This window comes from Cohnella endophytica (assembly GCF_003628305.1).
Lineage (GTDB): Bacteria > Bacillota > Bacilli > Paenibacillales > Paenibacillaceae > Cohnella > Cohnella endophytica.
This window is the reverse complement of the sequence record NZ_RBZM01000009.1, coordinates 257646-272241: the sequence shown is the minus strand read 5'-3', so window position 1 is coordinate 272241 and position 14596 is coordinate 257646. Positions and strand designations below refer to the sequence as shown.

Sequence of the window (14596 nt, the reverse complement as noted above, 5' to 3'; positions counted from 1 at the left end):
GCGGACATTCATCTGCTTTCGGAAAGCTTCTATACTTGGATTCAAGACATCAACTAACGAAAGAGGGAAGCTTTCCATGAGATTAAAAAGAGGGTCCGTAATCAGTATTTCGTTAATTATAGTGCTGTCGCTGATGCTCGGCGCCTGCTCGAAGGGCACGAATGAAAGCGCTTCTACGGGCGGGGACGCGGACAAGAAAATAAAAATCGTGTTTTGGAACTCCGGGTACGCAACGATCGACGAAAATAACAAATCCAAGAAAAAAGAAGACTTCTATATTTCCCAAGCGGTTGCTCGCTATGAAGCGGCGCATCCGAACATCAAGATCGACGTACAAGACGTTCCTTCGGGAGACGAGCTGTTCGCCAAATTCCAGACGGCCAGCATCGCCAAGAACGGTCCCGACATGACCGTACTCTGGTCCGGGTCGTACATGCTCCGCTTTAAGCAGTTTCTGGAGCCGATGGATCCGTACTTTACGAGCGAAGAAAGATCCAGAATCGTAGGTTGGAGCGCAACGACGGAAGACTTCACGGCGGACGGCAAAGCCTATGGCGTTCCGTTCGGAACGGATGGCACGTTCCTGCTTGCGTATAACAAAAAAATCTTCGCCGACGCGGGCGTAGATCCGATCGCGCAACGTCCGAAAAACTTCCAAGAGTTCGTAGCCATGCTGCAAAAAATCAAATCGAAAAACGTTACCCCGCTCGGTTTATTTAAAGACAGCTTCCTCCATGTGCCTGACTATTGGATTGCCCAGACGGTGGACACCCCCGGACTGGACAGCCTGGTCAAAGGCACGTCGAACTTCTCCGATCCTAAGCTGGTCAACGTAATGAAAGGCTGGCACGAGCTGTTCTCGAAAGATTTGGTCATCGCGGACGATTCCGTTCGGCAATTGTTTATTCAAGGACAGCTGGGCATGACGGTCGGGGCGAATTCGGATATTACGAACTTCAGCGAAGCGATGGGCGACAATATGGGCTTCATGAAAATTCCGGACTTCAGCGAAGACGTTAAGATTCATGACGGAGGCCCGGGCGGCGTAGGCGCGGCGTTCGTCGTGACGAATTACTCGGAGCACGCCAAGGAAACGGCCGATTTCATCAAGTTCCTGATGAGCAAGGAAGAGCAAATCAACAAAATCAAGTCGGGCGAAGCGCGGATTACCGTCGTGAACGACGTCGACGTGAACGAATACGTATCCGATCCGTTAGTGAAAACGATGCAGGATTTGGCGAACGAGCCGAGCACGATTTTCTGGCCGGACAACGTTTACCCGGCGGAGCTGACAAGCGAGATGATGTCGCTGCAATCCCTTGTTTCCCGCGGAAAAATGACGGCGGAAGAATTCATGAAGAAAATAGATCAGAAACGCGATGAGCTGCTGAAAAGCAAATAGGATTTCAAGGAAATGACCTCCCTATACGGGAGGTCGCTTTTATAAACGGCAAGGAAGGAAGCTGAAATTCGGGGGGATGGCGATGAGTGAATAAGCTCCGAAATTCTTTTTTTTCTAAATTGATCGTGATTCTGCTGCTGGTAAATATACCGGTGGTTATCGGTATGCTCATTTTTTTCTTTCAAAGCATGACTTCCTTAAAGGTCAATGCAATGGAATCGATCCGCCAAAATCAGAGTGAATTGATGAAGACGGTGGAGAGCGATATCGATTACGTAAAGCAACAATTGTTCAAGATATCCAATATGAGCGACTGGAATGAGCTAAACGCTGGCGGTCCCGATGGGATCGACTATAGCGGAATCTCCGCAATCAATCGCTTTCGGGAAAGATTCCAAAATACGCTGGATACGAGCAGGCTTTTCTCGGATGTGTGGGCGAACATCCCTTCTGCCGACAGGCGTTTCTCGGCAAAGAACGGATTGGAAGATTTCAATGCGGAAGAGAATAACAAAATCAGGTCCTTCTACCGCGATTACAAACGCGTCGCGGCGTGGGACGGGAGAATGTTCATCACGTCCAAAAGCGGATACTCGGAAGATGGAGCCGTCAACATAGCGGCGGAAATCGACATGCAAAAATTATGGAAGCTCGTGAATTCCCGGAAGAGTTTTGCGAGAGAGGATATGATTTTCGCTTTTCACGGCAACGAAGAAACGTATTTGTACGATACGGCAAGCGAGGTTGCGCGGGAGTTGATCCAAGCCGACTTTGCGATCAAGAATACGGATATCCCCCATCACTTATTGATTCAAACGAACTCTTCTCTTGGGGATTTCACCCTGTATAGTCTAGTTCCTACCTCTAGCGTCTATTCCTTTTTGCAACGTTTTTATACGAGCATGTTTTTCGTGCTTTTTTGTACGGTGGCGGCGATCGTCTCTTACTTTATAGTGGTCGGCAAGCTGATCAAAAAACCGATTCGGATGTTGATAGATGGATTTAAGCAAGTCGAGAAAGGAGACTTCTCGACGCGGCTTAAACGCAAGAGCAACGATGAAATCTCTTATCTTTACGGAAACTTCAACACGATGTCCGCGAAGCTGAGCGACTTAATTACTGAAAACTATATCAAAGAGATCTACGCGCAGCGCGCCATTTACCAGCAATTACAATCGCAAATCAACCCGCACTTCTTATATAACAGCTTTTATGTTTTGCATCACATGATCAAAGAGGGCGACAACGAGAACGCAGAAGAATTTTCGATCGGTTTGAGTCAGTACTACAAATTTCTAACCAAAAATTCGAGCAGCGACGTGCTGTTGCGGGAAGAAATGCTGCACACGGAAGTGTATATGAACATCATGAAAAAACGTTATGGCTCCAGGGTATCCATTGACGTGCATTGCGAAGATCCATCCCTTCTGCAGGTGGAGGTACCGCGGCTTATTCTGCAGCCCTTCGTAGAAAACATCTTTAAATACGGTATGGGGTACAAACGCGAAAGTCTACAGGTTGCGTTAACGATTAGGCAGGAGGGCCAAGAACTGATTATCCGCATCTCGGATAATGGCAAAGGGATAGAGGATGAATTGTTAGAGAAATTCAAGAAAGAACTTTTGCTGCCGGATGCGCCATCCGACTCTGCCATTTATAACATCAACAAGCGGTTAAAAATCAAATTCGGGACCGATTATGGCGTGTCGGTAACCAATGCCGTCAGTGGAGGATGTCAGGTAGAGATTCATATTCCTTATCGCTCGCAGGACGCGGAAACGGGAGGTTCGGATCCATGTATCGAATGATTGTCGTCGACGACGAAGCGGCCATAACCGATTGGCTTGAACAAGCCATTTCGGAGCATTTCAGCGGCAGGGTCGAGGTATACAAAGCTTATTCCGTGGATGAATGCCTTGAATTGATGGCAAGGGGAAGCTTTCACATTTTGTTGACGGACATCAGCATGCCATATGTATCGGGACTCGATTTATTGAAAACAGTTTCGGTCTATCATCCTCAGACGAAAAAACTAGTGTTATCCGCCCATGACAATTTTGAGTACGCCAAAAAAGCCATCGACTTCGAGGTGACGGCCTATGTGCTGAAAAGCGAGGGAGACGAGGTTTTATTCGATGCCGTGGAAAAGGCGATCGCGGAGGCGGAAAGCGACCAAGAGATGTTTAGACTGTCGGAAAAGCTAAAGCTGCAATCTCAAAAGTGGGATGGCGCGATTAGAAACAGCCATCTGCGGGGCCTGTTGTTCGGCGAAGTCGGTTTGGATGAATTCGTAGTAAGAGTAGGCAGCGCATTGGATTACACGCGTCCGATGGAAATGGCGTTGCTTGCGATCGAAGTGCGGGACGTCTCGCAGCGAGCCTTTGCGATGATGGCGCTCGAGGCATCGCTGGCGGAATTCCTGAAACCGCATTTCTCTTATGAACTGGTGGAGACAGGGATGTCGGAGGTTACATTGCTGGCGCAGATCAAGATTGATGGCGGAGTCTATGGGGAAGCCGTCCAATTCTTAAATTCCCATTATGTGTTGTACGAAAAGATGCAGGAAAGTTTTTATCATCTGGCGGGACAGCACGTCAACATCATCTATTCCACGCAGGCCGCGAGCGCGGCAAGTTTACACGCAAAGTATATTCAGTTCAAAGAAACGATGCAAAAGTTCTGCGATTTCGACTGCTCGATCATTTTACCCGAAACGACTAAGCACGAAGCATCCCGCTCTTCTCAAGCGACCAGCGGCATCAACAGAGAAATTGGAATCGTACTTAAATACATCAGCCAAAACATGGACAAAGACTTATCGCTCATCAGGCTTGCGGATGTGGCGTATTTAAATTCCTCTTACTTGTCGCATTTATTCAAACAGCAGGTTGGAATAAACATCTCCGATTACGTAAAGGTCGAACGGATCCGGATCTGCAAAGAAATGCTGGCAGATCCCAAACTTAAGATTCACGAGATCGCGCGCCATGTCGGCTATGACAATGCCTCGTATTTCAGCCGTTTTTTCAAGAAAATGACCGGCATTACGCCTCAGGAATACCGTAAGCACCTTTCGATCGATTAACGGATAACTTCCAACGAAAAGTACATAGATACAAAGAAAGCGTAACTATTTTTCAGCCTAAAAACGCATTAACATCAAGGTAATACAAAGCGCTTAATCAGGAATGATGATCTGTTATACGAGGAGGATATTGTATGAAACGTCTTATTGTAAGCGCAATCACCGCGGCATCCCTTTTCTCTATAACGGCTTGCTCGGACTCGCCTGCCAAATCGGGAGGGGACAAGAGCAAGGATCTATCCAATTGGAATGAGGCGGCGGGCAAATACGAGCCCGGTATCACGCTAACGGTGGGAACCGCGGAGTCCGACCCTAACGGTGAGAAGATCGCCGGCCAAACGCAGGAAGACAATGTTTGGATCGATGCATACCGAGACGAGTTAGGGGTTACTTTCGAAGATATGTTCGTCGTCAGCAGCTCGCAGCTGGAAGAAAAACTGAATCTGCAAATCGCTTCGGGCCAAATCCCCGACCTGATGGCCGTCAACCGCAAGCAGTTCGAAATGCTGGTTAAATCGGGCTTGGCTACGGATTTGACCGAGTTGTACGACAAGTATGCCAGCGAAAAAACGAAAAAGATTCTTCTCGCGGATACCGGCATTTGCATGGACATGTCCAAAGTAAACGGAAGTCTGTATGCGTTGCCTGCGACCCAGGGGTACCTTGAAAGCGCCGGGGTTGTCACTTGGCTACGCAAAGACTGGCTGGATCGCTTGAAACTCGAAGTTCCCCAATCCTTCGATGAATTATATAAGGTTATGCAAGCCTTTACGAATGACGACCCCGACGGCAACGGCGTGAAAGACACTTATGCGTTTACGACAAGCAACTCGTTGGACGAATTGATCGGCTTGTTCGACAGTTTCGGTTCGCATCCTAAATCTTGGGTGAAAAACGCGAACGGGGAAATCGTATACAGCGGCACGCAGCCGGAAACGAAGGCGGCGCTTGCCTTCTTAAATAAAGCTTACAAGGAAGGCTTAATTAATCGCGAGTTCGGCGCGAATGATTGGAACCAGTATACCCAAGCGATCGACAGCAGCAAAGTAGGCGTTGCCTGGTTGCCTTGGTATGCGGTCGATTGGCCGCTGGGAGCCTCCCATCGCGAGATGGGCGCCGAATGGGTCCCCGTCAAAATTTTCGGTGCCGACGGCGGAGACGCCAAGGTGATGGGCGTTGCGGGTCCGGACACTTATTACGTCATTCGCAAAGGGTACGAACATCCCGAAGCGCTTATTCAAATGTTTAATCTATGGTTCGAAAAAGCATACGGCAGCAAAGAAGACATCCTCAAATATCATAAAAACGAAAAAGGCGAAATGCCCGCTAATTTCAGTAAAGTCAAGCCGTGGCTTGCCCATGAGGACATCGGGTACCATCTTAACATCCTAGATAAGCTGGCGGGCAAAGACGTGGGCGAAATGTCTCCCTCCAACGAGATGTATTACGAGGGCGTAGTGCGCTACATGAAAAATCCCACCGAGGACGACTATATTATTTACAAGATGTATGGACCCGGCAGCGCTTCCGGCATTCTGAACGATTATATGAAAAACAATCTGGTCTTGCAGGAAGAATACTATAGCACCGGCACGGAGACGATGAAAAAGAAATGGGGCGCGCTTGAAACGAAGAAACTCGAAGCCTATGTGAAATTGATTATGGGCGCAGAACCTATCGATGCATTCGATGATTTCGTCAAAGACTGGGATTCCAGTGGCGGCCAGCAGGTTGTCAAAGAAGTGCGCGAATCGGCACAGCAGAATCTGAAATGAGGTCTAACCGTGAAGCAGAGAGAAGCGCATAGCCCACGCAAGTTAAACCGGCATGTGTTGAAAACGCAGCTTACTTATCATGGCCTGATGCTGCCGGCTTGTTTATTACTCATTCTTTTTTCTTACGTGCCTATGTTCGGTATCATTATGGCTTTTCAAGACTTTATTCCTACCGACGGCATTTTCGGCTCGGGCTTCGTGGGGTTCGACAATTTCGTACATTTGTTCACGTTGGACAATATTCAGCAGATCATGTTCAACACGCTTTATATTTCGATCATGAAGATCATTCTCGGTCTTGCGGTACCGATCGTTTTCGCGTTATTGCTTAACGAGGTGCGTAGCCGATTATTCGTCCGGTCGGTGCAGACCATCGTTTATCTTCCTTATTTTCTAAGCTGGGTCATCTTGGCGGGCGTCTTTATCGAGATACTGTCTCCTTCGGGCGGGGCGGTCAATCATGTATTAAAGCTGTTCGGCATCGACTCGATTTTCTTTTTGGGGGACAAAGAATGGTTTCCCAACGTGATGATCATAACCGATACCTGGAAGAGCTTCGGGTTTGGCACCATCGTGTATTTGGCGGCGCTTACGAGCATTGACCCTTCCTTGTACGAAGCGGCCAAAGTAGATGGAGCAAGCTATTTCCGGCAAATGTTTCACATCACGTTGCCGGGCATTACCCCTATCGTGGTGCTCATGACGGTGCTCTCCATCGGCGGCATCCTGGATGCCGGATTCGATCAAATTTATAACCTGTACAATCCGATCGTCTATGAAACGGGAGATATCCTGGATACGTTCGTGTACCGGTTGGGGATCAAGGATATGATGTTCTCGTTATCGACCGCCGTGAGCCTGATCAAGTCGATCGTCTCCTTCGTATTAATCGTGATCTCCTATAGGCTTGCCTATCGCTTAACGGAATATAAAATTTTTTAGGGAGCTGCCATGAGAACAACAAAGGCGAAGAACGGAATAAAAACCAGTTGGCAAAGAAAAGCGTTCATGAGCGGCAACCTGATCTTCCTGAGCTTGGTATCGCTCCTATGCATTCTTCCCTTGGTGCATATACTCGCCCTCTCCTTTAGTTCCTCCTTTGCCGCGTCTAGCGGCAAAGTCGGGATCTGGCCGGTCGATGCGACGCTGGCATCCTATCAATACGTGCTCCAAAACACGGCGTTTTGGCACGCATTCGTCGTCACGCTTAAACGGCTAGTGCTCGCCGTGCCGCTCACGCTGTTTATTATTTTTATCACGGCGTATCCGATGGCGAAAAGCAGTCAAAAGTTTAAGGGCAGGGAGTTTTACACTTACTTCATGCTCATCCCGATGTTATTCGGTGGCGGACTGATCCCTGAGTATATGACTTATATGAAATATGGCCTCGTCAACAATATTTGGGTGTTGGTGTTGCCCGGGTTGGTACCCATCTTCTCCGTCATTTTGTTGATGAACTTCATGCGGGATTTGCCGGCGGAGATGGAAGAGGCTGCAAGCATCGACGGCGCCGGCCCCCTCACGAGCTTGTTCAAGGTCGTCTTGCCGTTAGCTACGCCCGCGATCGCAACCGTCGCGCTGTTCTGCATCGTGGGACATTGGAACTCGTGGTTCGACGGAATCTTGTACATGAACCATCCGAAGAACTATCCGTTGCAAAGCTTTTTGCAAAAAGCGCTTACCGCGTACGATACCAAGACGATTACCGCCAAGGATATGTCGTTAATGCGGATGATCTCGGATCAGACCACCCGTGCCGCCCAGATTTTCGTCGCGACTGTACCCGTGTTGCTGGTGTATCCGTTTTTACAGAAGCATTTTACCAAAGGATTGGTCATGGGAAGCGTGAAAGGCTGAACCGTTATTCCTCGGATGAAAACGGTTTAAAAGATGTCAATGCCGCTTTAAAAAATGATAAATCCATGCCTAGCCGGCTATAAAGTGATAAATGAAATGGTTGGCTTAGGACATTCATCTGCTTTCGGAAAGCTTCTATACTTGGATTCAAGACATCAACTAACGAAAGAGGGAAGCTTTCCATGAGATTTAAAAGAGGGTCCGTAATCAGTATTTCGTTAATTATAGTGCTGTCGCTGATGCTCGGCGCCTGCTCGAAGGGCACGAATGAAAGCGCTTCTACAGGTGGGGACGCGGACAAGAAAATCAAAATCGTGTTTTGGAACTCCGGATACGCAACGATCGACGAAAATAACAAATCCAAGAAAAAAGAAGACTTCTATATTTCCCAAGCGGTTGCTCGTTATGAAGCGGCGCATCCGAACATCAAGATCGACGTACAGGACGTTCCTTCGGGAGACGAGCTGTTCGCCAAATTCCAAACGGCCAGCATTGCCAAGAACGGTCCCGACATGACCGTACTCTGGTCCGGGTCGTACATGCTCCGCTTTAAGCAGTTTCTGGAGCCGATGGATCCGTACTTCACGAGCGAAGAAAGATCCCGTATCGTCGGCTGGAGCGCAACGACGGAAGATTTCACGGTGGACGGCAAAGCCTATGGCGTTCCGTTCGGAACGGATGGCACGTTCCTGCTGGCGTATAACAAAAAAATCTTCGCCGACGCGGGCGTAGATCCGATCGCGCAACGTCCGAAAAACTTCCAAGAGTTCGTAGCCATGCTGGAAAAAATCAAATCGAAAAACGTTACCCCGCTCGGTTTATTTAAAGACAGCTTCCTTCATGTGCCGGATTACTGGATCGCCCAGACGGTGGACACCCCTGGACTGGACAGCCTGGTCAAAGGCACGTCGAACTTCTCCGATCCTAAGCTGGTCAACATAATGAAAGGTTGGCACGAGCTGTTCGCGAAAGATTTGGTCATCGCGGACGATTCCGTTCGGCAATTGTTTATTCAAGGTCAGCTGGGCATGACCGTCGGGGCGAATTCGGATATTACGAACTTCAGCGAAGCGATGGGCGATAACATGGGCTTCATGAAAATTCCGGACTTCAGCGAAGACGTCAAAGTCCATGACGGCGGTCCAGGCGGAGTCGGCGCGGCGTTCGTCGTGACGAATTACTCGGAGCACGCCAAGGAAACGGCCGATTTCATCAAGTTCCTGATGAGCAAGGAAGAACAAATCAACAAAATCAAATCGGGCGAAGCGCGGATTACCGTCGTGAACGACGTCGACGTGAACGAATACGTATCCGATCCGTTAGTGAAAACGATGCAGGATTTGGCGAACGAGCCGAGCACGATTTTCTGGCCGGACAACGTTTACCCGGCGGAGCTGACAAGCGAGATGATGTCGCTGCAATCCCTTGTTTCCCGCGGGAAAATGACGGCGGAAGAATTCATGAAGAAAATAGATCAGAAACGCGACGAGCTTTTGAAAAGCAAAAGTAAATAAAGATTTCAGGTAAATGACCTCCCTCTAAGGGAGGTCGCTTTTACAAAAGGCAAGGAGGGAAGATCGGAATGAGTCTGAAGCAAGAACGTTGGGTAGGGTTGCTCTCCTTGCTGCCGGCTTTTGTGTTATTGGCGATATTCGTGGGTTATCCCATGTTTAATACTTTCTTTCACAGCTTCACGAAGTGGGACGGGGTCACTTCCGTATTCGTAGGTTGGGATAACTTCAGGAACATCTTAAGCAATGGCGATTTGCCGCTTATGCTGCGGAACAATCTTATCTTTCTGATTTCCGTTCCGGGCATTCTGTTAATCTCGTTAACGGTTTCGGTGCTGCTGCATGAAGAGGTTAAGGGCTGGCGCTTTTTCCGTTCCGTTTATTATTTGCCGGCCATTCTCTCTTCGGTAGTCATCGGTTTTCTGGCTAAATCCATGTTTACCAACAGAGGTGTCGTGAATACCCTTCTGGAAAAAGTCGGACTCGGTCACTTTACGGTGGATTGGCTGAATACGGTCCCGACCGAATTCATGATCTTGATCCTTTGCTTCTATTGGCAAACGCTCGGTCAAGGCACGCTCATTTTTCTATCGGGGCTTTCTTCTATTTCTAACGAATTGTTCGATGCCGCGAAAATAGACGGTACCAGTTGGCGACAGCGTTTGTTCTATATCGTCATCCCGTCCCTCTATCCGGCCATCTTTTATTTCACGATCGTTAACGTCATTTACGTTTTCGTCGGATTGTTCGGACTCGTGTATTCGATTACGGGCGGAGGTCCGGGTTACGAGACGACCCCGATCGATTACATGATCTATATTCAAGCCTTCAAAAGCGGCAATATGGGCTATGCGAGCGCGCTTTCGGTATTCCTGTTCTTCATCGTCATGTTCATTACCTGGATTCAGTTAAAAATATCCAAGCGCTTGGAGCAATAGGAGGACATCATGAAAACCGCCTCTATCAGATCGATCAGGTTCATCATATTTATCGCTCTAGCCATCATCGCCATCCTGGCTTTGTATCCGCTGATCTACATGGCTTTCAGCAGCATGAAGCCTACGCTCGAGTATATCAAGCACCCGATGGCGCCTCCCCAAACCTGGTACTTCGATAATTTCCAGGCTTTGATCTATCGGTTTTCCCTGGTTCGCTTATTCGGCAATACGATTCTGTACGTAGGCTTGAGCATGGTTGCGTGCCTCCTTATTTCCATTCCCGCGGCCTACTCTTTCGCCAAGCTGAAATACAGGTTCAGAAACGAGTTTTACGTCGTTATGATCGCCACGATGACGATTCCGGGCGTTACGTTTATTATTCCGAACTACTTGCTGATGTCCAAAATCGGGTGGACCGACCACATCGTTTCGGTCGTCGTCATCTGGGCCGTCTCCGCCGTTCCGAGCACCGTGTTCTTGCTCACTTCGTTGATGAGGGGAATGCCGGACGAAGTGCTGGAAGCCATCAAGATGGACGGCGCGAAATATTATCAGGCGATGACGAAGATTATTCTGCCGATGAGCTTGCCCGGCGTGGTCACCGTATCGATATTCAACGCGACGAACTGGTGGAACGACTTGCTGACCCCGCTCATTTACTTGCAATCCGATAATTTGAAGACGGTAACCGTTGCCGTAGCGACCGTATTGAACAGGTTCAGTTCGGACTATCCGTTGCTGCTGTCCGGGCTGCTGCTGGCCTCGTTGCCGCCGATTGCCATTTATATTATTTTCCAAGGTTATATTCGCAAAGGCTTGGTTGTCGGAGCCGTCAAATAAACCGAACGAGGAAGAGAAAGGATGTCATGCGCATGAGTACGAAACAAGGTCGTCTGTTCTCCAAGGTAGCTATCGTCACGGGAGCGGCGTCGGGAATAGGCAAGGGAACGGCTTTGCTCTTCGCCGAGGAGGGCGCCAGCCTAGTGCTGGTCGATATTAGCGAGGAAAAACTGAACGAAACCGCCGCGGAAATTCGCCAAACGGGCGGAAGCTGCGAAATCGTGTGCGGCAACGTCGGTCTGATGAAGACCGCGGAAGCTGCGGTAGCCCGCGCGGTCGATGTCTATGGCGGACTCGATATCGTATTTAACAATGCGGGAATCATGCCCGTCGGAGACATTCTGGATTACCCGGAAGAAACGTGGGACGAAGTGTTGCAGGTCAACTTGAAGTCCATGTTCTTGATGTGCAAGAAGGCGATTCCCGAGATGCTCAAGAGAAACGGCGGATCCATCATCAATACGTCTTCCGTAATGGCTTCGCTGACTGAGCCGGGTTATACGGCCTACTCCGCGTCTAAAGCGGGCATTATCGGCTTAACGAAGGAAATTGCCGTCTCGTATGCCGAGAAAGGCATTCGCTGCAATTCCATAGCTCCCGGCTGGGTCGAGACGGATATGAACGTCCGGCTCGCCGAAAGCATGGGAGGCATGGATAAATTGTATCCCATCATCAAGCAACAGCAGCCGCTCGGAAGAATGGCTACGACGCGCGAGGTTGCGTATGCGGTGTTGTTCCTTGCTTCGGATGAATCCGTCGTCGTTAACGGCTCGAATCTGAGCATCGACGGTGCGGCTTCGGCTGCGATTTAACGATCCTAAAAATTATAACCTACGGAGGTATATACCCATGCCTAAAATCAGTATTATCGGAGCCGGCTCGGCTATGTTTTCTTTAAGCCTTATTAAAGATATTTGCCTTACGCCTTCCCTTGAAGGCAGCGTAATCAGCTTCATGGACATCGACGAGCAGCGTCTGAACAGCGCTTATTCGCTCTGCGAGCGTTATGCCAAAGAGGCGAATATTCGACTGACTTTGGAGAAAACGACGGATCGGAGAGAATCTCTTCAAGGAGCGGACTTCGTCTTGCTCGCCGCGCTGATCGGAGGACATCAACGTCTGAAAGACGGCTGGGATATCGCTCAGAAACACGGCTATCGTTTTGGCGGGAGCCTTCACGTCATGCATGACGAAGGATTCTGGATTAATTTCGATCAGTTGCAGTTGATGGAATCGGTTATGCAGGACATATTGGAAATCTGTCCGAACGCTTGGTACATGCTCGTGTCCAACCCGGTTATGGCCGGCGTGACCTACTTGCAGCGCAAGTATCCTCAGGCCAAGCTGGCAGGCTTCTGTCATGGCTCCAACGGAGTGAAAGCCGTCGCCGAGGTTATCGGACTCGACCCGGCACATATTACGTACGAAATTCCGGGCGTAAACCATTTCATCTGGCTGACGGAGTTCCGCTACAAAGGCGAAGACGCATTTCCCATTCTGGATCGCTGGATAGAAGAGGAATCGGCGGCTTATATCGAGAAATGCGGGACTTGCGATTGGTTGGGGCCGAAAGCGATCGATCTGTACAAGAAGTTCGGCGTATTTCCGATCGGCGATACGGGAAATCCGGGAGGCGGCGCTTGGCCGGCCTGGCATCACGCCGATGACGAGACGGAGCGTTTCTATAAGGAAGATCCCCAGGCTTGGTGGAGGGACCTTTACTTCGCGGGAGGAGCCGCGGGCGTAGAGAGAATCCGCAAAGTGTCCGAGAATACGGACGAAGCCGTAATGGATAGCTTCCCGCCGGTTCATTCGACGGAACCGATGATCCCGTTTATCGAAGCGATCGCATGCGATGTTCCTAGGGTGATGATCCTTAACATCCTTAACGATAGCAATTACGTGCCGGGCATTCCGCAGGATTTCCAGGTCGAAATTCCTTGTTACGTCAGCGGAATCGGCGTTCAAGGGATCAAAACCAAGGGCCTGCCTAAGCCGCTCATTCAATTCGCGCTGCGCGATCGCGTCGCGCCGGTCGAGATGGAGCTGCAAGCCTACGATAGCGGAAGCTTCGACGACCTCGTCCAATTGATTCTAATGGATCCTTGGACTCGTTCCGAACAACAAGCGCGCGCGCTGCTGGACGAGATTCTCGAAATGCCTAGCCTTGCGGCCATGAAACGGCATTTTAAGTGAAGGAGCCGGGACCTATGTCCATCGAGCGATTCGACCTCTACGGCGAAACCGCGATAAGGGCGCGGAACGAGGAGCTGGAGCTCGTTCTCGTCCCCGCGTGGGGGAGCAACTTATTGTCTTTGCGATCCCTCAGCAAAAACCTTGAACTGCTACGATTCCCGCCAAGCCGGGAATCGTACGAGGCGGACCCGTTCATGTACGGACTGCCGATTTTGTTTCCTCCCAATCGTATCGCCGATGGCGAATTCGAATTTAACGGCATGAAGTATCGCTTTAACATCAATGACCCGGCGGAGCACAATCATACCCATGGCGTATTGTTCGATGCGCCGTGGACGCTCCATCGCACAGAAGCCGAAGGGGATCGGATCGTGTTAGAGACGATCATTCATTCGGAAGAACACGAAGCGATTATGGCTCAATTTCCTCATTTCTTTACCGTAATTATGCGTTACGTTCTGGAGCGGGCAACGCTGACGATCGAAGCGACGATTAGCAGTCGGGATACCGCGGCGTTTCCTTGGGGTCTTGGGTATCATACGACTTTCAATTATCCGTTCGACGGTTCCGGAGACACTTCGTCTTGCCGTTTCTCGCTGAATGCGGATAAGCAATGGGTGCTGGACGAGAGATTTCTGCCGACGGGAGAGCTTACGGACATTCCTTACTCGGAACAGCTGCGACAGGGAAAAAGCCTCGTTGGACATGCTCTGGACGATGCGTTCCGGACAGCCGCAAGCGGAGCTAACGAAGCGGTACTGACGGATTTGAAGGCCGGAATTCGCGTGGCGTACGGCGCCGACGAGCAATTTAAGCACTGGGTAGTTTACAATGCCGATTCTAATCAGGGCTATCTGTGCCCCGAGCCTTATACTTGGATCACGAATGCGCCCAATTTGCGGCTTCCGGAGGAGCTTACGGGTTTCCGCGTGCTCCAGCCCGGCGAGCAAGTTAAGACGACAACGAGAATCGCGATCGAAGAGGTGGTTTAA

At 49.8% G+C, this 14596-nt stretch carries 12 protein-coding genes; all 12 read left to right on the top strand.

Annotated features, from left to right (window positions below; all coding sequences use genetic code 11):
* The first annotated feature begins 76 nt into the window (after positions 1-76).
* The 12 genes from D7Z26_RS21390 to D7Z26_RS21335 all read left to right on the top strand — a co-directional run bounded on the left by D7Z26_RS21390 (position 77) and on the right by D7Z26_RS21335 (position 14596).
* Positions 77-1402, top strand: coding sequence for an ABC transporter substrate-binding protein (locus D7Z26_RS21390; RefSeq protein WP_120979052.1), 1326 nt, complete (start codon positions 77-79; stop codon positions 1400-1402).
* A gap of 86 nt (positions 1403-1488) precedes the next feature.
* Positions 1489-3210, top strand: coding sequence for a sensor histidine kinase (locus tag D7Z26_RS21385; RefSeq protein ID WP_120979051.1), 1722 nt, complete (start codon positions 1489-1491; stop codon positions 3208-3210).
* Complete coding sequence (locus tag D7Z26_RS21380) at positions 3198-4487, top strand: response regulator transcription factor (protein ID WP_158602393.1); 1290 nt, start codon at positions 3198-3200, stop codon at positions 4485-4487. The genes D7Z26_RS21385 and D7Z26_RS21380 overlap by 13 nt, the downstream gene beginning before the upstream one ends.
* A gap of 134 nt (positions 4488-4621) precedes the next feature.
* A complete protein-coding gene (locus tag D7Z26_RS21375; RefSeq protein ID WP_120979049.1) occupies positions 4622-6262 on the top strand; it encodes a type 2 periplasmic-binding domain-containing protein in 1641 nt (546 codons plus the stop codon).
* Between the two features lie 9 nt (positions 6263-6271).
* Positions 6272-7204, top strand: a complete 933-nt coding sequence (locus D7Z26_RS21370; protein WP_325050466.1) for an ABC transporter permease — start codon at positions 6272-6274, stop codon at positions 7202-7204.
* A gap of 9 nt (positions 7205-7213) precedes the next feature.
* A complete protein-coding gene (locus D7Z26_RS21365; RefSeq protein WP_120979048.1) occupies positions 7214-8119 on the top strand; it encodes a carbohydrate ABC transporter permease in 906 nt (301 codons plus the stop codon).
* 182 nt (positions 8120-8301) lie between these two features.
* On the top strand, positions 8302-9633 hold the full coding sequence (locus D7Z26_RS21360) for an ABC transporter substrate-binding protein (RefSeq protein WP_120979047.1): 1332 nt from the start codon (positions 8302-8304) through the stop codon (positions 9631-9633).
* A gap of 68 nt (positions 9634-9701) precedes the next feature.
* Entirely contained in the window at positions 9702-10568 is an 867-nt protein-coding gene (locus tag D7Z26_RS21355; RefSeq protein ID WP_120979046.1) for a carbohydrate ABC transporter permease, read from the top strand.
* A gap of 9 nt (positions 10569-10577) precedes the next feature.
* On the top strand, positions 10578-11408 hold the full coding sequence (locus tag D7Z26_RS21350; RefSeq protein ID WP_120979045.1) for a carbohydrate ABC transporter permease: 831 nt from the start codon (positions 10578-10580) through the stop codon (positions 11406-11408).
* 32 nt (positions 11409-11440) lie between these two features.
* A complete protein-coding gene (locus tag D7Z26_RS21345; RefSeq protein ID WP_158602392.1) occupies positions 11441-12220 on the top strand; it encodes an SDR family NAD(P)-dependent oxidoreductase in 780 nt (259 codons plus the stop codon).
* Between the two features lie 37 nt (positions 12221-12257).
* Complete coding sequence (locus tag D7Z26_RS21340; RefSeq protein WP_120979043.1) at positions 12258-13604, top strand: family 4 glycosyl hydrolase; 1347 nt, start codon at positions 12258-12260, stop codon at positions 13602-13604.
* A gap of 14 nt (positions 13605-13618) precedes the next feature.
* Positions 13619-14596, top strand: a complete 978-nt coding sequence (locus tag D7Z26_RS21335; RefSeq protein ID WP_120979042.1) for an aldose 1-epimerase — start codon at positions 13619-13621, stop codon at positions 14594-14596.